Genomic DNA, 24391 nt, shown 5'->3' on the forward strand with positions numbered 1-24391 from the left:
TTACGGTCTAAAAATGCATTTTGATATAAGAATACAGCTTCACAAAGTATTCCTAACAAAAAAGCCCCTTTAAAAAAGGAGCTTTCATTTATAGCGTATCCGGATATTAAATTCCGTCAATGATTTCATTAAGAACCGTGCTCGGTCTCATAGCAGAATACGTTTTGTAAGTGTCCGCTTTGTAGTAGCCTCCGATGTCTTGAGGTTTACCCTGAGCCCCGATTAATTCGGTATTGATTACCTCTTCGTTTTCCTTCATGGCTTGTGCAATAGGAGCAAACTGAGCGGCAAGCTCTGCATCAGCAGTCTGAGCTGCCAATGCTTCAGCCCAATACATGGCCAGGTAGAAGTGAGATCCGCGGTTGTCAATCTGTCCTACTTTCCTTGCCGGTGATTTGTCCGTAGCCAGGAATTTTGCATTAGCCTCATCAAGAGCGTCGGCTAAAACCTGAGATTTTTTATTGCCCTGGGTCTGTGCAAGATGCTCCAAAGAAGCCTGAAGCGCCAGGAATTCACCCAGAGAATCCCAACGAAGATAACCTTCTTCAAGGAACTGCTCAATATGTTTAGGAGCAGAACCTCCGGCACCGGTTTCAAATAAACCTCCTCCGTTCATCAAAGGAACGATGGAAAGCATTTTTGCTGAGGTTCCCAGCTCAAGGATCGGGAAAAGGTCTGTAAGGTAATCCCTCAGTACATTCCCGGAAACTGAGATGGTATCTTTTCCTTCTCTGGCTCTTTTCAGGGTTTCTGCCATGGCGTCTTTCACATCCATGATCCTGATGTCTAGGCCGGTTGTATCGTAATCTTTAAGATATTGTTCTACTTTTTTGATGATCTCCCTGTCATGGGCTCTTCCTTTGTCCAGCCAGAAAATGGCAGGCGTATCAGAAAGTCTTGATCTGTTCACAGCCAGTTTTACCCAATCCTGGATCGGTGCATCCTTAGTCTGGCACATTCTGAAAATATCACCTTTTTCCACTTTCTGGGAAAGAAGAACTGCTCCATTCTCATCCTGAACCTCGATAGTCCCTTCAGCAGATGCCTGGAACGTTTTATCGTGGGAACCGTATTCTTCGGCTTTTTGCGCCATCAAACCAACATTCGGAACAGAACCCATGGTAGTAGGATCCAGTTTACCGTGTGCTTTCATATCATCGATCACCGCCTGATAAAATCCTGCGTAAGAACGATCCGGGATGATGCATACTGTATCTTCTTCTTTTCCGTCTTTATTCCACATTTTACCTCCGCCTCTTACCAGGGCAGCCATAGAAGCATCCACAATAATATCAGAAGGAACGTGGAAGTTGGTAATTCCTTTGTCAGAATTTACCATAGCCACTCTAGGTCCTTTGGCCAGTGCAGCTTCGATGTCAGCTCTGATGTCAGCTTCCTGGGCATTACCTTTGATTTTTTCAAAAAGATCGGCAAGGCCGTTATTAGGGTTGATATCCAAAGACTTGAATGTATCAGCATATTTCGTGAATACGTCTTTGAAATAGGTCTCCACTACAGCTCCGAAGATAATCGGGTCAGAGATTTTCATCATCGTGGCTTTCAGGTGGGCAGAAAGCAAGACATTCCTGTTCTTTGCCTCGTCGATCGCCTGCTGAACGAAAGCTTTCAAAGCATTTAAGTTCATCACGGAAGAATCGATTACTTCTCCCGCCTGAAGTTTAGCAAAATCCTTTAATGTGTTTTCAGTACCGTCATTTCCTTTGAAAACAATTTTATATTGTGTTGCGTGTTCCAGGGTTGTGGAGGTTTCCGTCCCGTAGAAATCACCGCTTTCCATGTGGGCTACATCCGTTTTGCTGTCAGAAGCCCAGTCGCCCATTCTGTGCGGGTTGGCTTTAGCATAATTTTTAACGGCCTTCGGAGCACGTCTGTCAGAATTTCCTTCTCTTAATACAGGGTTTACGGCGCTTCCCAATACTTTGGCATATTTAGCTTTAATCGCTTTCTCATCATCATTTTTAGGTTCTGCCGGATAATCAGGAACTGCGAAACCTTTAGCCTGCAATTCTGCGATCGCTGCATCCAGCTGAGGCACAGAAGCAGAAATATTCGGCAACTTAATGATATTGGCATCCGGCTGTGTAGCCAGCTGACCTAATTCCGCCAGTGCATCCCCGATTTTCTGATCCTCTTTCAGGAACTCCGGGAAGTTGGCTAAAATCCTTCCTGCCAAGGAAATATCCGGAACAGCAATTTCAATGTCTGCTGATTTTGTAAATGCTTTTACAATCGGCAAAAATGAGTGTGTTGCCAACATGGGAGCTTCATCCGTAAGGGTGTAATAGATTTTTGATTTGTCTGACATTATACTGTTATTTATTATTTGATTTTTTTAAGACTCACAAATTTAGTAAATATGATTGTGTATTGAGTTATTTTGCGTAAAAAAAGAGGCTGCTGCCTCTTTAGATTATATTTGACTTATGGTATGAGACATGATTCCATATTAAAACATCCATTATGTACACTTTAAGATTTATTTAACCACCCATTGAACATACAAGTCCTTGTTTTGGTTAAATTTGTAAGGAACTAAAAAAATACATTATGTCAACAACCATTACTTTGAAAGGCAACGAAGTGCATACCATAGGTAAGCTTCCTGCTGTAGGGACTACAGTAAAAGACTTTGCTCTGGTAGATTCCGGTCTGAATGTGAAAACCCTTAAGGACTTTGAAGGTAAGAAAAAAGTATTCAATATTTTCCCGAGCATCGATACAGGCATCTGCGCCGAATCAGCAAGAAAATTCAACGAAGCGGCTTCCGGCCTTGATAATACTGTAGTCATCAATGTGTCTAAAGACCTGCCGTTTGCATTGGGAAGATTTTGTGCAGCAGAAGGATTGAACAATGTGGAAACGCTTTCGGATTTCAGGGGAAATTTCGGAGATGATTATGAAGTTACCATGACGGATTCTCCTATGCAGGGGCTATTGAGCCGTGCGGTGATCGTAACGGATGCCGACAATAAGGTAGTCTATACCGAACAGGTTCCCGAAATTGCCCAGGAACCGGATTATAATGCGGCTTTAAAAGCATTGAAATAACTGGAAAAATTAATAAGCCTTGCAGATTGATTTCGTCGCAAGGCTTTTTATGATTGTTTATTATTCAGAACAAGCAATAATGTAAAAGCATTCATGTGAAAGCAGAGCAAATTATACCCGTTATAAGAATATTTGATTATCAGAAAGCCGTTGAGTTTTATATGAACTGGCTGGGTTTTGAAATGGTGTGGGAACATCGTTTTGAAAACCATTCGCCAGCCTATATGGAAATAATAAAAGACGGTATGGTATTTCACCTCAGCGAACATCATGATGATGCAACTCCAGGCAGCAGCACATTTATCTGGGGACAGGGGATTGCGGAATATCATAGAGAACTGATCGATAAAAACTACCCATACAACCGCCCCGGGCTTGAGAAAACCTTTTATGCAGCCGTTGCTTTTACGGTGGTTGATCCTTTTGGAAACAGGATTATTTTTAACGAGAAATTTGATGAGGAAAAGCATAAAGATTTAAATTTTAATTCCATTCATTGATTCATTCAATGCAACAACTTACCTTTTAAGCCATGTCGCTTCAGACCTATTATCAGGAATTTGAGCCTGCAGAAAATTTAAAGCACATCATCCAGTGTTTCTGGTATCATAAGAGAGCTGTTGGTGAGGAGCAATCCTGTTTTGAGGTGATCCCGGACGGACACGCCGAAATTATTTTTCATTTCGGAGACGGGCTGAAGATTTACTGCAATGAAATGCTGAATCCGTTACCTTCGCCTTTCATTATGGGACTACAGGATGGGCCTGTTTTATTTTATATAGGCAATACGCTCGAAATTATTGGCGTCAGATGCTATCCATGGGTGGTATTTGACTTGTTGAATATTCCCCCGGGTAAAGGGATCCATATTTTGGATCATCCTGTTAAGGAGTTGGATCCGGATCTGGCTGCTTTAATGCTTTCCGAAGAAATAGAAACCGCTGTTGCCAAAGTACAGCAATATTTCCTTGAACTGTTTTCAAAGATGTCTTTTGACAATACTTTAAGCAAAGCAGGAGCCGTCATTAGGACGGCTAAAGGAAGTATTCCCGTACATCAGGTTGCAGATTCTTCTCATTCAACGATTCGTACCCTCGAACGGAAATTTAAAAAGTCTTCCGGGCATACCGTAAAAGATATGTGTGCCCTCATCCGTTTTGAACAGGTGAGAAATGAATTGATGCTCAATCCTGATTCTAATCTTGCAGGTCTTGCTTATGAACTGGGCTATACCGACCAATCCCACCTCACCAGGGAATTTAAGCGCTATGCCCATATGACGCCTGCTGCCTTCGCCAGGAAATCTAAAAAAGATAAATAGCGCGTCTTTATTTGTCGCATTTATACAATCACCGCTTATCCGCATTGCTGAATTTTGTAATCATTCAATTATACAGAATATGCTATTGCAAAACAAACATGTGGCGATCTTAGGTGCCGGGCCTGTTGGTCTTACCATGGCACGGCTGTTACAGCTGAAAAATGTTGATGTAACCGTATACGAGCGGGATCAAAATGCAGAAATAAGGATTTGGGGCGGAACCCTGGACCTGCATAAAACCTCCGGGCAGCTGGCCATGGAAAAAGCCGGCCTGCTCGAAAATTATTACCAGGCTGCTATCCCGATGGGTGTGAATGTGGCAGATAAGCTCGGACATATTGTATTCTCTAAAGAAATAAAACCGGAAGAACAGTTCAATAATCCCGAAATCAACAGGAACAGCCTGAGGACTCTACTATTCAATAGTTTAAAGCCGGATACGGTAGTTTGGGACAGAAAAGTGACCGGACTTAAAGAACATAATGGTCAATGGTTACTTCAATTTGAACAGCAGGCTGCTGCAATGGCGGATGTCGTGATTGTGGCGAATGGCGGAATGTCTAAAGTCCGCAGCTATATTACGGATGCTAAAGTTGAAGAAACGGGAACCCTTATCATACAGGGAGATGTTCCCAAACCCGAAATCAACTGTCCGGATTTTTATCGCCTATGTGACGGCAAAAGGCTGATGACGGCGAAAAACGGAAATCTGCTGGTTGCCAATCCTTATAATAGCGGCTCCCTGAGCTACGGTGTTATTTTTAAAACCCCGAAGGGTCCGGATATGGATGCCCTGGATTTCAGTGATCAGGATGCTGTGGTCAGATATCTTTTACAGCGATTTTCAGGATGGGGGGACGTTTACAAAGAGCTGTTCAGGGCCACTACTTTTTTTGTCGGCCTTCCGACAAAGAAACTGCCTTTAGATCAACCGTGGAAAATTGCCCGGCCTCTGCCTGTTACGCTGATCGGGGATGCTGCGCACCTGATGCCGCCTTTTGCAGGGCAGGGCGTGAATACAGGATTGATGGATGCTGTTCATTTATCAGAGAATCTAACCGGCGGGAATTTTGAAAGTATTGAGGCGGCTATCCAGGATTATGAACAGAGGATGCTCGTGTATGCGGGAGAAGCACAGAAAGAATCGGAAGAGAACGAGAAGCAGATGCATGATCCTGATTTTTCGTTTACCAGTTTCATTCACTGGACCTGAACGCAATCAGATGATGCAGATCATTAATTTTTCAAATAAATAAAGCTATCTTTATGCTTTAAAATAATAATGAAACGTTCAGGCACTGCAGATTTACCGCTTCACTATGGCAAAGTTCCGCCATGGCTGTATGAACGTATGTCTGCTTTAGGACTGTCTGTTATTGAAGTCATCCTGATGGATTACGGTAAAGATGAGGTATTGCGGAGACTGGCGGACCCGTTCTGGTTTCAGAGTTTTGGAGCAGTGATGGGAATGGACTGGCATTCTTCAGGAATTACCACATCCGTGATGGGTGCTTTAAAACGCTCTGTTAATCCCAATTCCCGATCCCTGGGCCTTTACATCTGCGGGGGAAAAGGCAAGTTTTCAAGGGAAACACCTTCCGAACTGCTTCAGATTGCAGACAAAACAGGCCTGGACGGGAATGCACTGGTAAGAGCCAGTAAGCTTTCTGCCAAAGTGGATAATACCGCTATTCAGGATGGTTATCAGCTCTACCTGCATAATTTCATCCTTGCCGACAATGGTAACTGGAGCGTTGTGCAGCAGGGAATGCATGAATCTGACAGTACGGCAAGACGCTACCACTGGCACTCTGAAAATATAACCTCTTTTGTGGAAGAACCGCATACAGGAATCGATGGCATTTCAAGAGGAATGATCCTGAACCTCACCGATGCAGAAGCTTCGGGCAACAGGAAAGGCATCCTGGAAATATCCCATACTGATTCCGCAGAGGTTATGAATGATTTTTCGAGGCTGATTCTTCCTGCTCACCATGATGTGCAGGCTTCAGATGTCGACCTAAAACGGTTGGGTGCGCTTTTATATGTTACCCGGGAGCAGCAGCCGCAAAATTTTGAGGAGCTCCTGCTGCTGGAGGGAGTAGGACCGCGAACCATGCAGTCTTTAGCACTCGTAAGTGAAGTGATCCACGGTGCACCGTCACGGTTTACCGATCCTGCGCGGTTTTCATTTGCCCACGGAGGTAAAGACGGCCATCCTTTTCCGGTTCCGACACTCGTATACGATGAAAGCCTCAGCATCATTAAGAAAGGAATTGAAAAATCTAAACTTGGGAATTCAGATAAGCTCAAGACCCTGAACAAGCTTCATCAGATTATTGCTGAAACCGAAAAAGGCTTCACACCGGATTTTGATATCCGGGAAGTAATTGAAGAAGAAAGGCAGAATTCCTGGCGCTTTGGCGGAAAAACTGTCTTTGGAGATGCACAGAAACCTTCACCTCCCAAACCGATCCAGCTTTCCCTTTTCTAATTTTTCATTGTCCGGAATCTGACCTGAAATTTCAGCAGGTTTACAGTATTCATAATTACAAATATTTTTTGTTTGAAATATTCTAATAAAGGCAGGGAATTGTTAACCCTGAATCTTTTTTGATCATATCCGGTAAAAAAGTTACTTTTAAGAAGTTTAAATTTAAAAGCAATGACCAGCAAAGCGTTACAGATTTCGTATGAATTTCCGTTCTTCCTTGATGAAGAGCTTGCCGAAATTTTCCAGGCGCACGAACGGGTTACCTTTCATAAAGGAGAATATATCCTCAGGGAAAGTAAAACGGCCAATGAATATTTCATTCTTGAAAAGGGGCTTGCCCGTTCTTTTGTCAATGATTTCAACGGAAATGAAGTCACCACCAATTTTTTTACCGAAAATGAAATTATCATTGAAGTCTCTTCCCTGTTTCAACGGATACCGGCACAGGAAAATATGGTCTGCATTACGGATTGTGAATGCTGGAAGCTGAGTTTTGAAGCTTTTCAGGATTTATTCCACAGGATTCCCAACCTCAGGGAATGGGGAAGGGCCTGGATGTCACAGCAGCTTTTCCTGTACAAGCAGCGTTCTGTGGAAATGTTTACGCTCTCCGCTACGAAGCGCTATCTGAACCTCCTGGAGCAGAAACCGGAAGTCATCCGGTACGCGCCGTTAAAACAGATTGCTTCCTATCTGGGCGTTACGGACACCTCTTTGAGCCGTATACGGAAGGAACTGGTTTCACATCCTGGTAAAATCCAGTCCTGATGTCATAATCCTATTCTGCCTGGGAGCAGACCATAGTTATTTTGTCAAAAAAGGTTCCTGCATACACACACAACGGATAAAAAACTTGAACTTAATGGTAATTCTTGCCTTATGGCAAGCTAATTGTCCTGCCAAGCCGTTAATTTTGGTTTAAAGGTCTAACTAAAAATAACTACATGGAAATCAATCAGATTTATATTAACCTTGCTGTGAAAAACGTTCAGGAAACAAAGGAATTCTGGACAAAGCTGGGTTTTACCGCCGACGAACAGATGTCAAATGAAAAGGGTGTATGTATTGTGATGAAACAGGGGCAGATATCGGTTATGTTTCTTCAGGAAGACTATTTCCGCACTTTTTCGGAAAAGCCTGTTCCGGAAGCCGGGACAATACAGGTGCTTCTTGCTTTAGGCCTGAACAGCCGTGAGGAGGTGGACCGGATGGTAGCTACCGCGGTAAAAAATGGATCTTCCCAACATGAAGAGCCTCAGGATTACAACGGGATGTACCAGAACTCTTTCTGGGATATCAATGGCTATGGCTGGAACATCATCTATGTTGATTCTCCAAAGCTCCCGGAATAATCAATCATCATTAGACAAGCCTGCAAACTCATAACTCATAACTTCAAACCTATGCCTAAACTTAATCCGTACCTAAATTTTGACGGAAAAGCAGAAGAAGCTTTTCATTTTTACAAATCCGTCTTCGGAGGGGAATTCCTGGGAGAAATTTACAAAATGGGAAATGCCCCCGGAACGGAAAGCCTTTCTGAAGAAGAGAAAAACCGCGTTATGCACATTGCACTTCCGATAGGAGATGATCTCCTCATGGCATCTGATATTGTTCCGGGTTTCGGACAGAAGCTGAATATCGGAAACAGCAATTATGTATCTGTTTTTCCCGATTCAAGGGACGAAGCAGACCGGATCTTCCATGCTCTTTCAGAGGGAGGAACCATTGAGATGCCTATTGAAGACCAGTGCTGGGGAGACTATTTCGGAAGCTTCCAGGACCGTTACGGAATATATTGGATGATCAATTATAATGAATCCTATCCAAAATAGTCTTACCTTTAAATCAGTTAAGTGGTATCCATGTTGTGGGTACCTTTTTTACACCATTTCTTAAATCGATATTATGGAATCTATCACCCTTGAAATTACTATTCTTGCTTCTGCAGAGAAAGTCTGGCAGTATTTTAACAGTCCGGAACATATTATCCGCTGGAATTTTGCGGATGAAACCTGGCATTGTCCGGAAGCGGAAAACAACCTGAAGGAAGGCGGAACTTTCAGGTACCGCATGGAAGCAAAAAACGGCAGCTTCGGATTTGACTTTCAGGGAACATACGATGAAATTGTTCCTGAACACAGGATAAAATACCATCTGGATGACGGCCGAAAAGTGAAAGTTCTTTTCGAGCAGATCGATGCCCATACCACAAAGCTTATCCAGACTTTCGAGCCTGAAAATCAAAATCCCATACAGATGCAGCGGGACGGATGGTATGCCATTATGAATAACTTCCATAAGTATGTGGAGGAAAATGCATAACTCTTCCGGGTATGATCAATTTAGTGCTTATGGCCAAATGCCTTAAAAATGTTGTTCCTTACCATCCGGAAAGTGACTTTTTAAAGGATATCCTGCCTGTAACAGCCAGAAGAGCGCTGGAAAGAGAGAAAATCGATTCACTGGAAAAGCTGTGCGGATATTCTGAAGCGGAAATCCTGCAAATGCAGGGTTTCGGAAAATATTCCATGCAGAGGCTGAAGAAGTATATGAAGGATCATCAGGCGGATTTCCGGAACAATCCGGGAAGTAAGATTAAAATTATGACGGAACTTACAGAAAGAAAAGGCAAATCAAACGTTATTTAATATCAGAGATTATGAACAACAATATTTTTCCGTGCCTGTGGTATGATCAGGATGCTGTAGCATCGGCGCGGTTTTACTGTGAGGTTTTCGGCGGAAAGCTTACGGCAGATACTCCTGTAGTATTGAACATCGAACTTTTCGGACAGAAATTCATGCTGCTGAATGCCGGTCCGCAATTCACCAAGAATCCTTCCGTATCTTTTACGGTATTTTGCCAAACTGAAGAAGAAATCCTCGGATATTGGCAACGGCTCAGTGAAAAAGGAAAAGTGATGATGCCTCTGGATTCCTATCCGTGGAGCAGGAAGTTTGGCTGGGTGGAAGACCAGTACGGGGTAAGCTGGCAACTGACGCTGGATGAAAAAATACCTGAACAGAAGATTATGCCTGCTTTAATGTTCATCCATCAGAACAATGGTAAAGCACAGCAAGCTATGGAATTGTATACACAGATTTTTCCTGATTCGGAAATTAAAAAAATACAGAGATATGGTGATTCAGGTGAAAATAATAATGCTGAACCGGCAGGACATATCAGCCAGGGGCATTTTATCATTAATGGGTACAGCTTTCTATGCACGGAAAACTCATATGATCACCAGTTTGATTTCAACGAAGCCATATCAATTGTGGTAATGACCGATGATCAGAGCCAAACCGACCATTACTGGAATGCACTGGTTGCAGGTGGCGGCAGGGAAAGCATGTGCGGATGGCTGAAGGACCGTTATGGGCTCAGCTGGCAGATCGTTCCCAAAAGGCTGATCGAGCTGATGAATGATCAGGATCCTGCAAAGGCTCATAAAGTCGTTCAGGCAATGTTTCAGATGCAGAAAATTATTATAGAGGATTTGGAAAAAGCTTATTATTCATAAGTGTGTTTCGGCGTGTTGTTTGATGTGTTATTATGAAATCTAAATTAATATGAAAACACACAACCAATCACAATCCAAATCAGAGGTGCCCCAGGAAGGCCTGTATCCCGAGATTATCCGGGAAGGTTACAAAGGCAGTGAAAAGCTTCTGGGACGGAAAGCTCTGATATCCGGAGGTGACAGCGGAATCGGCCAGGCAGTGGCTGTTCACTTTGCCAGGGAAGGGGCAGATGTTTCCATCATATATAAAGAAAGTGATGACGATGCTGAAGAAACCAAAAAACTTGTTGAAGAAGAAGGCCGGCAATGCCTGTTGCTGAAAGGCGATATTTCCGATAAAGCATTCAGGAAGCAGATCATAGATCAGATTGCCCAGGATTGGGGGAAGATTGATATCCTCGTGAATAATGCCGCAATACAGTCTCCCAAAAATGAAATAGAAAATATCAGCGACGAGCAGATCCTGAAAACCTTCAATACCAATATCATTTCCATGATCTCCTTTACCCGGGATTGCCTTTCGCTCATGCAGCAAGGCAGCAGGATCATCTGTACTACATCCGTAACGGCCTATCGCGGCAGTGACCACCTCATCGATTATTCTTCCACAAAAGGGGCTATTGCTACCTTCATACGTTCCATGGCCACCAATCTTGCCGAAAAGAAGATTCTGGTTAATGGAATTGCACCGGGACCTATATGGACCCCACTGGTAAAAGAAACTTTTGACGATGTTTCCGATTTTGGAAAAGACACTCCGCTGAAGAGGGCAGGACAACCCTCTGAAGTGGCTCCTGCATTCGTTTTCCTGGCTTCTGAAGACTCAAGTTATATCACCGGCGATATTATCCACATTAATGGCGGAGATTTTGTAGGAGGTTAAATTAAAATATTATGTTAAAGCCTTATTAACATATTTAAAAATCAAAAAAAAAATCTTTTTTTTGTACTCACAAATTTGTGATTTTACACTATAACAATTATGGAAACACTATCTTACATGATTATGATTGAGTCTTCGCTGCAGAAAGTTTGGAATGTGCTTTGGGGTGATGAAACGTATGGTAAATGGACTCAGTACTTTAACCCTGGATCTAAAGTTAAATCTGACTGGCAGATCGGAGGAAAAACGTATTTCCTGAATGCGGAAGGAAACGGATTGGTTTCTACGATAGGGAGCCTGCAACAGCCTCATTACGTAGTTTTTAAACATTTGGGCGTATTAAAAGACGGAGTAGAAGATACGCAGAGCAAAGAAGTAAAAGAATGGAGCGGCTCTTTCGAAAGGTATTTTCTTACTGAGTTTGGCGGAAAAACCAAACTTTATATAGAAGTTCAGGCAGAGAAACAGAGACGGGAAGCGATGGATGCAGGCTTTACAAAAGGCCTTCAAACCGTAAAACAATTGGCAGAACAGGTTTAGATGATAAATTATATTACAATATTGCGGCTATGAAATTACTGGTGATCATGTTCGGGAGTTTCCTACTTGCACTTGTTGGAACCAGGGTGTTTCAGGGAGAATGGAATATTCTGTTTTCAGGAAACTTCGGGATGGCCATATTCCTTTTTTTTACCGGAATAGCTCATTTCAGATATCAGAAAGGGATGGCCATGATGATTCCTGATTTCATTCCTGCTAAAATATTCTGGGTGTATGCTACCGGCTTTATTGAAATAGCCGCCGGCATAGGACTTTTGATTCCCTCTTTACGGGAACTGACTGCCGTTTTGCTGATCATCTTTTTTATGCTGGTTTTTGTTGCCAATATCAATTCATCCAGGAAAAGGATTAACCTGTTCAAAGCAGATTATACCGGCCCGGGCATGAACTATCTCTATAAGGAAAGACTTCCGATGCAGATTATCTTAATTGCCTGGACATGGTTCTTCGGAATACACTTAAACTAATAAAAACGTCTCACAGTAATGTTGAGACGTTTTTATTGATCCATACTTTTCACCATGCGATACCAGCGGCATCATTCATATCCTGAATTCAGCAAGTTCCGGATTTTTACAAGGCCTTAAAATAATAATCTTTGCATCATCATTTAAATTAAAAACAATGCAGAGATTTAAAAACAAATTTGCCCTGATCACTGGCGGAACCAGCGGAATGGGCTTTGCTACGGCAGAACAGTTCATCAGCGAAGGCGGAAGCGTGGTCATTACAGGAAGAAGTGAAAAAACAGTCAGTGAAGCAATGAAAAATTTGGGTAACAGAGCTTTCGGAATGATCTGTGATGCGGGCAATTTAAAAGACGTCATGAATTTGCAACGGGAGGTAAAAAATTACACAGACAGCATAGACCTTGTCTTCGCGAATGCCGGCTACGGAAAATTTGCCCCTATTGAGGCTGTGAATGATACCTTTTTTGATGAGCTGTTCAACACGCTTGTAAAAGGTTCGTTTTTTACGGTACAGCAGATGCTGCCGCTCATGAAAGAGGGAAGTTCGGTTATCTTTAATACTTCAATTGCCACCGAAATGTCAATGCCCAATTTCTCAGTTTATTCAGCAGCGAAATCAGCCGTACAATCATTCATAAAAAGCTTTGCGACGGAACTTACTGCCAGAGGAATCCGCGTAAATGGCATAAGTCCGGGACATATCAAGACGAATATTTTTAATAATACCGGTCTTAACCCTGAGCAGATTGATGAAGCTATCCAGCAAATCATTCCTGCGATTCCATTTAAACGGCAGGGAGATCCGGCTGAAATTGCCCGGGCTGTACTATTTCTGGCCTCCTGTGATGCATCCTATATCCATGGTGCGGAACTCCGGGTAGACGCGGGGATTTCCGTGGTTGGTCATTAAAAATTAAAACCCATCTGATGCACGATGGGTTTTATATATTATTATTGCGCACGTGGTGCCTGCTGCAATATTTGTCAGTTTATTATACATTGACAAGCTCTGCTTCAAAAACTTCGGTAAAATGTTTTCTGACCGCAGATTTTACTTTTTCAATTTCTTCAGGAGTCAGATCCCTTTCCAGCTCTCTTTTCAGAGAGGTAACCTGCTTGTCTTTAATGCCGCATGGGATAATATATTCAAAATACCGCATGTCTGTATTGACGTTGAGCGCAAAACCGTGCAGGGTTACCCAACGGGATGCTTTAACACCCATGGCACAGATTTTCCTCGCATAAGGTTTTCCCACATCCAGCCATACGCCGGTTTCCCCTTTTGAACGTTCCCCTTTCAGACCGAATTCAGCAATAGTCCTTATAATAACTTCTTCAAGGTTCCTCATATACAGGTGAATGTCCGTAAAGAAATTTTCAAGGTCTAAAATCGGATATCCTACCAGCTGCCCGTAGCCGTGATAGGTAATGTCCCCGCCACGGTTGGTCTTTACAAAAGTGGCTTCTATTTCTTTAAGCTGCTCCATTCCGGCCAGCATATTTTCTTCATGACCGCTTTTACCCAGTGTGTATACATGCGGATGCTCTACAAAAAGCAGATAATTGGACGTTGTATGGTGCTGCTCAGGAGGCAGGTCCCGGTTCCTGATCTTGGTATCAATGATCCCTTTCATCAGTTGCTCCTGATAATCCCAAGCAGACTGATAGTCTTTAATGCCTAAGTCCTCAAACACCACTGCTTTGTTCTGATGTGTATTCATATCCAGTTATTGAAGTACAAAGATAGTGATTTTTTAAGCTTTAACAGAGCGGATAAAGCGGGTCGCTTTTTCCTTCCATTCGGTTTCATGAAGCAGAATATTAACGAAAGCAGTCCCTATGATTCCGCCGTCCGCATATTTGGTCACCCTTTCAAAATCCTGCCTGGACTGGATGCCAAAGCCGATCATTAAAGGATTGGTAAGTGGTAATGAGGCCAGTTTGGAAAGATAATCTTCGTTGTTGACGGCTGCTTTCTGGCTGCCGGTTGTAGAGGAAGAACTTACGGCATATAAAAAACCTGAACTCAGGGAATCCAGATACAGGATTCTTTCCGAAGACGTTTCAGGAGTTACCAGAAATGTGAAATTAAGGCCGTATTTCCTGATCACCGGTCCATAATTCTTTTCAAACTCAACGGGTGGCAGGTCCGGAATGATGAGTCCGGAAACTCCGCTTTCCGCACAGGCCGCACAAAACCTTTCAAATCCGAAACTCAGTACCGGATTGATATACCCCATCAGGATAACCGGAATCGTGATGTCGTCTTTAACGGATTTCAATTGGGAAAAAAGTTTCTCAAGCGTCATGCCGTTATGAAGGGCCCGTTCATGGGCCTGCTGGATTACCGGTCCGTCCGCTACAGGATCAGAATACGGCATGCCGATTTCCATCATTTCTGCTCCGGAATCCTGGATCAGCTTCATGATATCTGCTGTGTCTTCGGCTTCAGGAATACCGGCCGTAAAGTATATATTAAGTTTTTTCATTTGAATAAAAAGCTAAGATTGGTTAGAGTTGACCAGAAAGTTCCTGATCCATATCCTGGATTTTCTTTAAATAGGTTTCCATATCCTTATCTCCGCGGCCGCTTAAGCAAATGACGATCACCTCATCAGGTTTGAACGTTTTCTGGTCCAGAACTGCCAGAGCGTGGGCACTTTCCAGCGCCGGAATAATGCCTTCGGAGCGGGTCAGTGCAAAGGCAGACTGTAATGCCTCTTCATCCGTAATGCTGAAAAATTCAGCCCGTTTTTCGTTGAAAAGGTGCGCATGAAAAGGTCCAATACCCGGGTAATCCAGCCCCGCAGAAATTGAATGCGGCTCAATCACCTGTCCGTCCGCTGTTTGCATGACCAGGCTTTTGCTTCCATGCAGGACGCCCAGTGTCCCTAAAAAAGTCGTTGCTGCTGTTTTTCCTGAATCTATGCCTAAGCCACCCGCTTCTGCGGCAATCAGTTTAACATTCTCTTCCTCCACAAAATGGTAAAAAGTACCCGCAGCATTGCTTCCGCCGCCTACACAGGCTATGACATAGTCAGGATTTCGGTTTCCGGTCTGCTCGTACAGTTGTTCCCGGATTTCCTGAGAGATAATACTCTGGAACCTTGCCACAAGGTCAGGGAACGGATGGGGACCAACGACGCTTCCGATGACGTAATGGGTCGTCACAGGATTACTGATCCAGTCGCGCAGTGCCTCGTTTACCGCATCTTTCAGGGTTTTGGAACCTGATGTGGATGGCACTACCTTCGCACCCAGCATATTCATCCGGGCTACATTGGGTGCCTGCCGTTTGATATCCACTTCTCCCATATACACGATGCACTCCAGTCCGAGCAGGGCGCAGGCGGTCGCAGTCGCCACACCGTGCTGTCCGGCTCCTGTTTCTGCGATAATCCTTTTTTTGCCGAGTCTTTTGGCCAACAAAACCTGTCCAAGTGCATTATTGATCTTGTGTGCTCCGGTGTGATTCAGATCTTCCCGTTTCAGGTAGATCTGAGTATTGTATTTTTTACTTAAGTTTTTAGCAAAATACAGCGGTGTGGCACGTCCTACATAATTTTTCAAGAGGTCCTGGTATTCCTGCTGGAAATCTTCAGATTCTATGATGGCAATATAACTGTTCTGCAGTTCCTCTACATTAGGGTACAGCATTTCGGGGATGAACGCTCCGCCAAATGCACCGTAGTATCCGTTTTCGTCTGGGTTTTTATATTTCATTTTTTATTGATCTTTTAAATATGTTTTGTTTTCAGGAAGCTGGCTTAGCAATGTTGCTTTTTCATCGGATAAAGTGAAGATCAAGGTATCATCATCTTCAGAATTGATCCAAGCTGTTCCTTCTTTTTCTTTAATAATCCTGGCCTGATTATATAAAATTCTGATCTGACACTTTTCATAAAAGGGACGTAATTCTGCCTTACAGAAACCAATAACTTCAAGATTTCTTTCCTGAATATGATCTTTAAAATAATGGAGGAGTTTCCTGCCATACCCTTTATTCTTTTCTGATGAAACAAAACCTACTACTTCCATAAAAGCGTGTTCTTTATCATCGATGTCCAGAATTAAATCCATGTTCAATCTCAGTACAGCAAGAATTTTATTACCTTCTACAAGAAAGTGAAATTCCGAATTGCTGAATGACGTCCGGAACTCATCTGTTGTAATGCCATTCCACTGGGGTACATTCCAGAGTTCCAGGATATCTTCAATCTGTGTGGCGGTTAATTCATGTACTTTTTTGGTTTCATATTTCATTTGTCAAGCGAATATTATTACAATCTGATCGTATTGCTTTATCAAAATCAATCCTCGGAATACTTTTTCATCAAATTTTTTTTCTGAAATGATGATGAATTCATCTCGGTATTCTTTTTAGCAGATACCATTTTTAAAAGTTTTTATTTTTTCTATGTCTTTATCACCTGGTGCCCGTTCGAACTTGGAATTGATATCAATGGCAAAAGGCTTATGGCTGATCATGTCCAAGTCATTTATATTGGCTTCTGAAATCCCGCCGCTTAAAAAATAGGGAATCGGAATATCCAGGCTGTCAAGGAGACTCCAGTCAAAGCTTTTTCCTGTACCGCCGTATCCTTTGCTGTCCGTATCAAACAAAATATAATCCACATCGTGCCGAACAGCCCGGATCTGTTCCGAAATCTTTTCTGAATACTGCTCTTTTGAAACAGTATCCTGGAACCCAATTCTAACAGCCTTCATAATTTTAATTTTATTGCCTGCCTCTTTTCTGAGTTCACTAATGTAATCCTGATCTTCATCTCCGTGCAGCTGGATCATATTTAAACCAGCTTTTTCGGCTATTTCAATAATTTTTTCGACTGATTCATTTACAAATACACCGGTCTTTCCAGAATGGTCTATAGATTGAATGTCGGCCAATGTGAGCGAGTTCAGTACAAAGCGTGGAGAACATTCATAAAATATGAACCCTATAAAGTCCACATTCATGGCAATAAGCTCATTAATCTGCTCTTTCCTGGTCATGCCGCATACTTTCAGCGCCTCTATTCCTTTCTTCATATCCCTTATAATAAATGTCCATGGGTAAACTCATTGACAAAACCTGCAAAAGCCTGTCCCGGATCACTGTTTTTCATAAAATATTCGCCCATCAGGAAAGCATCAAAGCCTTGCTCTTTAAGGAACAGGAAATCCTTAACAGTATAAATGCCGCTTTCCGCTACAGAGAGTGTCTCTTTAGGAAGCATATCTTTAAGCTGTACGGAATGCTGTAAATCAACCTTAAAATCTTTCAGGTTCCTGTTATTAATGCCAACCATATCAATAGCGGAATGATAATGCTGAAGTTCGGTTTCGGCATGGATTTCTAGCAGTACTTCCAGACCCAGTTCATGGGATAATGCAGTGAATTCAGTTACCTGTTCCGGAGAAAGGCATGCGGCAATCAGCAGCACGGCATCGGCACCAATGCTTTTAGCCTCATAAAACTGGTATTCATCAATCATGAAATCTTTACGTAAAACCGGAATACGGATGTGGTTTCTTACTTCCGCAATATCATCCAGGCTTCCGCCGAAAAAATCATGGTCGGTAAGGATAGACACTCCCCCGGCTCCGGTGCGTTCATAGCCTGAAACTACTTCTAAAGGAGTAGATGTATCGTTAATAATCCCTTTGGATGGTGACTGCCGTTTGAATTCCGCAATAATTCCCGTGCTGTTTTTCAGGGAAGTCTTTAAAGAATTAGTTTTCCTCCTGAAAAACGGAGAATCTTTAAGCACGGCCAAAGGGATTTTAGATTTAGCTGATAAAACTTCTTCTTTTTTCCTGTGTATGATTTGATCTAATATGGTCATAATAGGTTATTTTAAAGGCTATTATAATGGATGCTTTTTAAAAATTCCGCATCTTCTATTGAAGCAGCAATGTTAGGCTTTGCAGGGCTTTGCCGTTTTTCAGGCTTTCTTCAGCCATCAGGAGGCAATCTTTATAACTTCCGTACTGGTGAGTATGGTAAAGTGCTACGGCAGCATTCGCCAGCACCACGGAATTCTGCTGTTCCGTGCCTTTTCCTTCCAGGATCTTCCTGAATAAAGCCGCCGTTTCTCCAATGGTTGCTCCGGCCTGGATGCTTTCCGGACTTACGGCATGGAAGCCGAGGTCCTGAGCGGAATACATTTCCTCACCGTATTTTGTGATGATCTTGGTATCCTGTGTAAGGCTGATTTCGTCATATCCATCCATGCCATGAACCAGGACAAATTCCCTGCTGTCTTTCTGCAGCAGGTATTGGTAAATCCGTGCAATTTCAAGGTTATAGACTCCGATCACAGAATATTTTGGTTTTGCAGGATTGACTAACGGTCCTAAAAGATTGAAGAATGTACGCAGTCCAAGGGCTTTCCTCAAGGCGCCCACGGACTTCAGGGCAGGATGGAAATAGGGGGCATGCAGGAAGCAGATGTTGGCTTTGAAAAGGTCTTCGTTGAGGTCTTCTGAGGTTTTTTTAAACTGGTAGCCCAGCTCTTCCAGCACATTGGAAGCACCCGTAGCCGTTGAAGCGCCGTAATTTCCATGCTTGGCCACCTTCTGTCCGGTCCCCGCAACAACAAAGCTGGCCAGGGTAGAGATATTGATGGTGTCTTTTCCGTCACCGCCCGTTCCTACGATATCCAGCAAGCCGTCTTCTTCCAGCGTTACCGGGACCGCCATCTGTAAAAGTGCTTCCCGGAAGCCTTCCAGTTCCTGCAGGGTGATATTTCTAAGCAGGAAGACACTGATGAAAGCTGTGATTTCAGCATCATTGAATTTATTGTGGGCAATTTCAAGCATGATCGCTTTCGCCTCAGATTTGGAGAGTGTATAATGATTGAACAGGTATTGCAGTATTTCTTTCATAACAGGATTCTGTAAATATTAATCAGTCTGGTCTTAATGCAGAAGAAAGTTTCGGATGATGGTTTCTCCGTCCGGCGTCAGGATGCTTTCAGGATGGAACTGGACGCCATGCACATCATATTGTCTATGTTGCAGGGCCATGATCATGCCATCATTATCCACGGCGGTAATCTCCAGTTCTTCTGGAAAACCTTCCGTGTCAACAGCCCAGCTGTGGTATCTTCCGACTTCCATTCCGGAACTAAGGTTCCGGAAAAGTTTGGTTTCTTCCCTGACCAGATGGGCCGGGGTAGAAACACCATGGAAGATCTCAGACAGGTTGATCAGAGTTCCGCCAAATGCTTCTGCAATGGCTTGCTGACCCAGGCAAACGCCCAGGATGCTTTTGCTGGGAGCATATTCCCGGATCAGGTCCAGCAGGATGCCTGCTTCTTCCGGAATACCGGGACCAGGTGAAAGAATGATTTTATCATATTGTGCAATCTCTTCCAGAGAAATTTCATCGTTCCTTACAACATCCACTTTTCTGTTTAAGATTCTCTCTATGATCTGCACAAGATTATAGGTAAAACTGTCATAGTTATCAAAAACCAGGATTTTTGTTTCCTGATTTGTATCGGATGTATTTATAGGTAGGGTAGTGTTCATTTTTATTAACAGTTGTTTGTTTAGTTAGGAGTAATGGATGGGGTACAAGCAATTAAAGGTAGGTTAATCTACTATTTTCTCTGCTTTTTCCACTGCTTTCTTCAGGGCATTCAGTTTGTTATTGACTTCCTGAAGTTCGTTTTCAGGCACCGAGTGGGCTACAAGGCCTGCTCCTGCCTGATAATACAGCGTATTGTTCTTACTCAGGAACGTCCTGATCATAATGGCCTGGTTGCAGGTACCGTTCAGGCCGATCATCCCGATGCAGCCCCCATAGTATCCCCTGGAATCTTTTTCATACGCATCAATCAGCTGAAGCGCTTTATGCTTCGGAGCCCCGCTTAAAGTACCCTGAGGGAAAGTGGCAGATACCATCTCAAAAGGCTGAATGCCCTCCGGAAGATCAGCAGTGACTTCGCTTACCATGTGAATAACGTGTGAAAACAGCTGGATTTCTTTCAGTTTCGTAACGGTTACATTTTTACCCAGCTTTCCGAGGTCATTTCTGGCCAGGTCCACCAGCATGGTATGCTCTGCATTTTCTTTTGGATCCTTTTTTAAGGTTTCAATAGCCTTCAGGTCAGTTTCCAGATGTCCTGTTCTTTTGAATGTCCCGGCAATCGGATGGATCACTGCCTGGTTATTTTTAATAATTAGCTGGCTTTCCGGACTGGAACCAAACAGCCTGTAATTGCCATAGTCGAAGAAAAAGAGGTAAGGGGAAGGGTTGATATTCCGCAAAGCGCGGTATACATTGAATTCGTCACCGGTAAACTTCTGCTGAAACCTCCTGCTGAGTACCAGCTGGAATACATCACCTCTCATACAATGCTTCTGGGCTGTTTTTACCAGCGCTATATATTCTTCATCTGTAAGGTTGGAAGTTTCGGAACCGGCTTTTCCGAAAGGATAGATCACAGGATTCCTGTTTTTGATGAGGCTTTCCAGGAGATAAAGTTCGGAGTGGACACCTTCGATGCGGTTTTCAATAAAATGCATTTCATCATTATAATGATTAATAGCAATGACATACTGATAAAGGCGATACCTGAGCAGTGGAATCTCCACCTCCGGGCTCTGCGCCTTAAAAGTGATTTTTTCAAAGAGCTGTACGGCATCAAAACTGGTATACCCGAATACGCTTTGGGCAGTTTCCTCTACCGCGTCCTTTGCTTTTTCACATTCAAAGATCTGACAGAAGTTGCTGAATATATCCGTAACGGAATGACCTTCCAGCGACTGTTTTACCGGTTCTTCCAGAGGAAGTTTCACTTCGTATTCTTTCAGTGACCTGATCTCAATTCCGGCGATGGCATTGATGCCGATATACGAGAAGTTGTGCTCTGCATTCCTTGAATCCGAACTTTCCAGCAGTACGGTATCCCTGAAATGATCCCTTACCTGAAGGTAAATGTTCATGGGAGTCTGGAGGTCTCCGAGTGTTTTTTTTGAAACGGTTTTTATTTTGATTTTTTTGTGGAACATCTGTACTTGTTTAAATTTTTAAATAAAAAAAAGACTTCAACGGTATCCGTCAAAGTCTTTATATGCTTATATTATTTTTGTCTTGCGTTAACAACATAACAATACTTCCAGACCCGACGAAGAGTTTGAAAGCCACCACCAGTTATTGTTGCTGATCTGATTCATGGGACAAATGTAAATATTTTTTTAATACGAAGGATAAAAAAAGGAAAAAATTATTAAAGCTTAACCTTTATCATACTATTAAAGGGGCAGAAGCCTGAAAAAATCAGGATTTGTCATAACCTGAAATTTATTTTTTATATTTTTGCTTAAATAATATAGAAAAATAATGAAAAAAGTATTAGCCGCCGCATTTATAGCAAGCTTATTCATGATCAACTGCTCTAAGAAAACCGATCATTCCCTACAGGACAGCAACACGATGCTGGAAGAACCTGAAGCGCCAACAGTAACCGATTCTACTGCTAAAAAGGCAGATACACCGGCTGCCACAGCTACAGCACCTGCATCAACCGCTACTGCTGCTGCCAAAAAAGATTCTACAGCAGCAAAATAATGAAAAAACTGTTTTTAACAGGATGCATTGGGTTACTAATAGCGTCCTGTTCTAAAAAAGAAAATACGGCCGTGCAATCTACGGAAGGGTCAGGGCAATCCGAGCAAAAGGTTACCCAGCTTTCCGGGGAACAGATGATCCAGACGCTGGATTGCTCGGGTTGCCACGCTGTGGATGAAAGGATGATCGGACCTTCCTACCGGGAAATTGCCGGGAAATATACGGAAAAGGATATGGAACTGCTGGCCTCCAAGATCATTGAAGGGGGAAGCGGAGTATGGGGGAGTGTACCTATGCCGCCTCATCAGCAGATTTCCAAAGAAGATGCAAAGAAGATGGTAGGATATATCCTTACCCTGAAAAACAAATAAACTTTCACGGTCGCAAAAGAATAAATGCTGTTCCATATATGGGGCAGCATTTTGTTGTGTAAGGAGCGGAATTTTTTTTGCCTCATACCCTGAAAAACCCTTATCTTTGCACGTTATTGAAATACAGAAAAATGCAATTATCAGAACAGGAAATAATCCGAAGAGAAAAGCTGTCCAAGCTGACTGAAATGGGGATCAACGCTTTCCCTGCCGATGAGTATACCATCACAGATACTACAGAATCTATAAAACAGGATTTCGCTGATAATAAACAGGTTAAGATTGCCGGGAGACTGATGTCCAGAAGGATACAGGGGAAAGCTTCTTTTGCCGAATTGCAGGATTCCAAAGGAAAGATTCAGGTGTATTTTAACAGAGATGAAATCTGTACCGGAGAAGACAAGACTTTATATAATGAAGTGTACAAACATCTTCTGGACATCGGTGATATCATTGGTATTGAAGGTGAACTATTCAAAACACAGGTAGGGGAAATGACGGTAATGGTAAAGAACTTTACCCTTCTTACAAAGTCACTGCGCCCGCTTCCACAACCGAGAACTGATGAAAATGGCGTTGTATACGATGCATTTAACGATCCTGAGCTAAGATACAGACAGCGTTATGTGGATTTAACGGTTAACCCTCAGGTAAAAGAAGTCTTCGTGAAAAGGACCAAGCTTTTCAATGCCATGAGGACCTTCTTTAATGATGCCGGTTATTTTGAAGTGGAAACGCCGATCCTGCAGTCTATTCCCGGAGGAGCTGCTGCAAGGCCGTTCATTACCCATCATAATGCATTAGATATCCCATTATATTTAAGAATTGCCAACGAATTATATCTGAAAAGGCTGATCGTAGGTGGTTTCGACGGTGTGTATGAGTTTTCCAAAAACTTCAGGAATGAAGGGATGGACAGGACCCATAACCCTGAATTTACCGCTATGGAAATCTATGTAGCTTATAAAGACTACAACTGGATGATGGATTTCACTGAAAAGCTGCTGGAATTCTGTGCCGTACAGGTTAACGGGACTACCAAAGCAACTTTCGGTGAATATGAAGTGGATTTCAAAGCACCGTACCAGAGGATTTCCATGACCGATGCAATCCTGAAGTTTACCGGTTTTGATATTACCGGGAAAACAGAGCAGGAACTGTTCGATTTTGCCAAGTCAATTGGCATTGATGTGAACGAAACCATGGGGAAAGGAAAGCTGATCGACGAGATTTTCGGGGAGAAATGTGAAGGGAACTTTATCCAGCCGACATTCATTACGGATTATCCGGTGGAAATGTCTCCGTTAACCAAAAAACACCGAAGCAAAGAAGGGCTTACCGAGCGTTTTGAACTGATGGTGTGCGGTAAGGAAATCGCCAATGCCTATTCTGAGCTGAATGACCCGATCGATCAGAGGGAACGTTTTGAAGACCAGCTGAAATTATCTGAAAAAGGAGATGACGAAGCAGGCCAGTTCATTGATGAGGATTTCCTGAGAGCACTGGAGTACGGAATGCCGCCGACATCCGGTTTAGGAATCGGAATGGACCGTCTGATCATGTTCCTTACCAACAATGCTTCCATCCAGGAAGTGCTGTTCTTCCCACAAATGAAACCGGAAAAAGCCGTTCCTCAAATTGAGCTGGGAGAAGATGAAAAAGTAATCCTTGAGATCCTCAATTCCCGGGAGGAGCCTTTTTCATTGGCAGAGGTTAAAGAAAGAAGCCAGCTGTCCGGTAAAAAATGGGACAAAGCTTCAAAGGTACTGACCAAAAATAACCTGGTGAAGGTAGAAAAGACTGATGACCACCTTTTGATGAAGCTGGCATAATACAGATACTTCTATTGATCATTGATATATACCTCTGCAATTTTGCAGAGGTTTTTTTGTGGTTTTCTGTTTTGTGCTGTAATCTAATCAGATAAGATATCTTTTATTCTCCTTAAGGATAAAATCGCAGATTTTGCAAAACTCATGTGCTCTTCTGTTTTCAAAGATGTCTCTTACTATTCTAAAGTGTTAAAAAGCTTTTGCAATGTAGTCTTATATAAAGAGTCTCACGTGTTAGTACATGTTATTTTCAAAATCTAAATTAATTTGTACATTTGTGATTA

Annotated in this window: 28 protein-coding genes; 18 read left to right on the plus strand and 10 right to left on the minus strand. The window is 42.8% G+C overall.

What is annotated here, in order from left to right:
- Positions 1 to 106: 106 nt before the first annotated feature.
- On the minus strand, positions 107 to 2326 hold the full coding sequence (locus tag QE404_RS03560; RefSeq protein ID WP_307446570.1) for an NADP-dependent isocitrate dehydrogenase: 2220 nt from the start codon (positions 2324 to 2326) through the stop codon (positions 107 to 109).
- 242 nt (positions 2327 to 2568) lie between these two features.
- Between QE404_RS03560 and tpx the strand changes: the two genes are divergently transcribed.
- From tpx to QE404_RS03635, 15 genes are all read left to right on the plus strand, one after another.
- The gene (gene tpx / locus QE404_RS03565) at positions 2569 to 3069 is read left to right on the plus strand and encodes a thiol peroxidase (protein WP_307446572.1); all 501 of its coding nucleotides are present in this window, start codon (positions 2569 to 2571) and stop codon (positions 3067 to 3069) included.
- 95 nt (positions 3070 to 3164) lie between these two features.
- Positions 3165 to 3569, plus strand: coding sequence for a glyoxalase superfamily protein (locus QE404_RS03570; RefSeq protein ID WP_294214906.1), 405 nt, complete (start codon positions 3165 to 3167; stop codon positions 3567 to 3569).
- A gap of 32 nt (positions 3570 to 3601) precedes the next feature.
- Complete coding sequence (locus QE404_RS03575) at positions 3602 to 4390, plus strand: helix-turn-helix domain-containing protein (RefSeq protein WP_307446576.1); 789 nt, start codon at positions 3602 to 3604, stop codon at positions 4388 to 4390.
- A 79-nt stretch (positions 4391 to 4469) separates the two neighbouring features.
- A complete protein-coding gene (locus QE404_RS03580; RefSeq protein WP_307446578.1) occupies positions 4470 to 5603 on the plus strand; it encodes an FAD-dependent oxidoreductase in 1134 nt (377 codons plus the stop codon).
- Positions 5604 to 5672: 69 nt separating this feature from the next.
- Entirely contained in the window at positions 5673 to 6884 is a 1212-nt protein-coding gene (locus tag QE404_RS03585; RefSeq protein WP_307446580.1) for a DUF763 domain-containing protein, read from the plus strand.
- 171 nt (positions 6885 to 7055) lie between these two features.
- Positions 7056 to 7652 (plus strand): Crp/Fnr family transcriptional regulator, encoded by a 597-nt coding sequence (locus QE404_RS03590; RefSeq protein ID WP_307446583.1) that lies wholly within the window; start codon positions 7056 to 7058, stop codon positions 7650 to 7652.
- A 176-nt stretch (positions 7653 to 7828) separates the two neighbouring features.
- A complete protein-coding gene (locus QE404_RS03595; protein WP_307446587.1) occupies positions 7829 to 8236 on the plus strand; it encodes a VOC family protein in 408 nt (135 codons plus the stop codon).
- A 51-nt stretch (positions 8237 to 8287) separates the two neighbouring features.
- Positions 8288 to 8719, plus strand: a complete 432-nt coding sequence (locus tag QE404_RS03600; protein WP_307446590.1) for a VOC family protein — start codon at positions 8288 to 8290, stop codon at positions 8717 to 8719.
- Positions 8720 to 8792: 73 nt separating this feature from the next.
- The gene (locus QE404_RS03605) at positions 8793 to 9209 is read left to right on the plus strand and encodes an SRPBCC family protein (protein WP_307446592.1); all 417 of its coding nucleotides are present in this window, start codon (positions 8793 to 8795) and stop codon (positions 9207 to 9209) included.
- Between the two features lie 11 nt (positions 9210 to 9220).
- Positions 9221 to 9535, plus strand: coding sequence for a DNA-directed RNA polymerase subunit alpha C-terminal domain-containing protein (locus tag QE404_RS03610; protein WP_307446595.1), 315 nt, complete (start codon positions 9221 to 9223; stop codon positions 9533 to 9535).
- Between the two features lie 11 nt (positions 9536 to 9546).
- Positions 9547 to 10410, plus strand: coding sequence for a VOC family protein (locus QE404_RS03615; RefSeq protein WP_307446598.1), 864 nt, complete (start codon positions 9547 to 9549; stop codon positions 10408 to 10410).
- A 49-nt stretch (positions 10411 to 10459) separates the two neighbouring features.
- On the plus strand, positions 10460 to 11293 hold the full coding sequence (locus QE404_RS03620) for an SDR family oxidoreductase (protein WP_307446600.1): 834 nt from the start codon (positions 10460 to 10462) through the stop codon (positions 11291 to 11293).
- 99 nt (positions 11294 to 11392) lie between these two features.
- Entirely contained in the window at positions 11393 to 11833 is a 441-nt protein-coding gene (locus tag QE404_RS03625) for an SRPBCC domain-containing protein (RefSeq protein WP_307446603.1), read from the plus strand.
- A 29-nt stretch (positions 11834 to 11862) separates the two neighbouring features.
- Complete coding sequence (locus tag QE404_RS03630) at positions 11863 to 12321, plus strand: DoxX family protein (protein WP_307446607.1); 459 nt, start codon at positions 11863 to 11865, stop codon at positions 12319 to 12321.
- A gap of 157 nt (positions 12322 to 12478) precedes the next feature.
- On the plus strand, positions 12479 to 13234 hold the full coding sequence (locus QE404_RS03635) for an SDR family oxidoreductase (protein ID WP_307446610.1): 756 nt from the start codon (positions 12479 to 12481) through the stop codon (positions 13232 to 13234).
- 82 nt (positions 13235 to 13316) lie between these two features.
- On the opposite strand, the gene lipB is transcribed toward QE404_RS03635, so the two are convergent.
- From lipB to QE404_RS03680, 9 genes are all read right to left on the minus strand, one after another.
- Entirely contained in the window at positions 13317 to 14045 is a 729-nt protein-coding gene (gene lipB, locus QE404_RS03640; RefSeq protein WP_307446613.1) for a lipoyl(octanoyl) transferase LipB, read from the minus strand.
- A gap of 33 nt (positions 14046 to 14078) precedes the next feature.
- Positions 14079 to 14813, minus strand: coding sequence for a tryptophan synthase subunit alpha (gene trpA, locus QE404_RS03645; protein WP_307446616.1), 735 nt, complete (start codon positions 14811 to 14813; stop codon positions 14079 to 14081).
- A gap of 22 nt (positions 14814 to 14835) precedes the next feature.
- The gene (trpB, locus tag QE404_RS03650) at positions 14836 to 16047 is read right to left on the minus strand and encodes a tryptophan synthase subunit beta (protein WP_307446618.1); all 1212 of its coding nucleotides are present in this window, start codon (positions 16045 to 16047) and stop codon (positions 14836 to 14838) included.
- A gap of 3 nt (positions 16048 to 16050) precedes the next feature.
- Complete coding sequence (locus tag QE404_RS03655) at positions 16051 to 16587, minus strand: GNAT family N-acetyltransferase (RefSeq protein WP_307446620.1); 537 nt, start codon at positions 16585 to 16587, stop codon at positions 16051 to 16053.
- Positions 16588 to 16704: 117 nt separating this feature from the next.
- Positions 16705 to 17373, minus strand: coding sequence for a phosphoribosylanthranilate isomerase (locus tag QE404_RS03660; RefSeq protein ID WP_307446623.1), 669 nt, complete (start codon positions 17371 to 17373; stop codon positions 16705 to 16707).
- Between the two features lie 5 nt (positions 17374 to 17378).
- Positions 17379 to 18170, minus strand: a complete 792-nt coding sequence (gene trpC / locus QE404_RS03665) for an indole-3-glycerol phosphate synthase TrpC (protein WP_307446626.1) — start codon at positions 18168 to 18170, stop codon at positions 17379 to 17381.
- 55 nt (positions 18171 to 18225) lie between these two features.
- Positions 18226 to 19212 (minus strand): anthranilate phosphoribosyltransferase, encoded by a 987-nt coding sequence (gene trpD, locus QE404_RS03670; RefSeq protein ID WP_307446628.1) that lies wholly within the window; start codon positions 19210 to 19212, stop codon positions 18226 to 18228.
- Positions 19213 to 19245: 33 nt separating this feature from the next.
- A complete protein-coding gene (locus tag QE404_RS03675; protein ID WP_307446631.1) occupies positions 19246 to 19860 on the minus strand; it encodes an anthranilate synthase component II in 615 nt (204 codons plus the stop codon).
- A 63-nt stretch (positions 19861 to 19923) separates the two neighbouring features.
- The gene (locus QE404_RS03680) at positions 19924 to 21345 is read right to left on the minus strand and encodes an anthranilate synthase component I family protein (protein WP_307446635.1); all 1422 of its coding nucleotides are present in this window, start codon (positions 21343 to 21345) and stop codon (positions 19924 to 19926) included.
- 331 nt (positions 21346 to 21676) lie between these two features.
- On the opposite strand from QE404_RS03680, the gene QE404_RS03685 reads away from it, so the two are divergent.
- The 3 genes from QE404_RS03685 (at position 21677) to lysS (ending at position 24107) form a co-directional block, all read left to right on the plus strand.
- Entirely contained in the window at positions 21677 to 21904 is a 228-nt protein-coding gene (locus QE404_RS03685) for a hypothetical protein (protein ID WP_307446637.1), read from the plus strand.
- Positions 21904 to 22275, plus strand: a complete 372-nt coding sequence (locus tag QE404_RS03690; protein WP_307446640.1) for a c-type cytochrome — start codon at positions 21904 to 21906, stop codon at positions 22273 to 22275. The genes QE404_RS03685 and QE404_RS03690 overlap by 1 nt, the downstream gene beginning before the upstream one ends.
- 131 nt (positions 22276 to 22406) lie before the next feature.
- The gene (lysS, locus tag QE404_RS03695) at positions 22407 to 24107 is read left to right on the plus strand and encodes a lysine--tRNA ligase (protein WP_307446643.1); all 1701 of its coding nucleotides are present in this window, start codon (positions 22407 to 22409) and stop codon (positions 24105 to 24107) included.
- The last annotated feature ends 284 nt before the right edge of the window (positions 24108 to 24391 follow it).

The sequence above is a fragment of the Chryseobacterium camelliae genome, from assembly GCF_030818575.1.
Lineage (GTDB): Bacteria > Bacteroidota > Bacteroidia > Flavobacteriales > Weeksellaceae > Chryseobacterium > Chryseobacterium camelliae_A.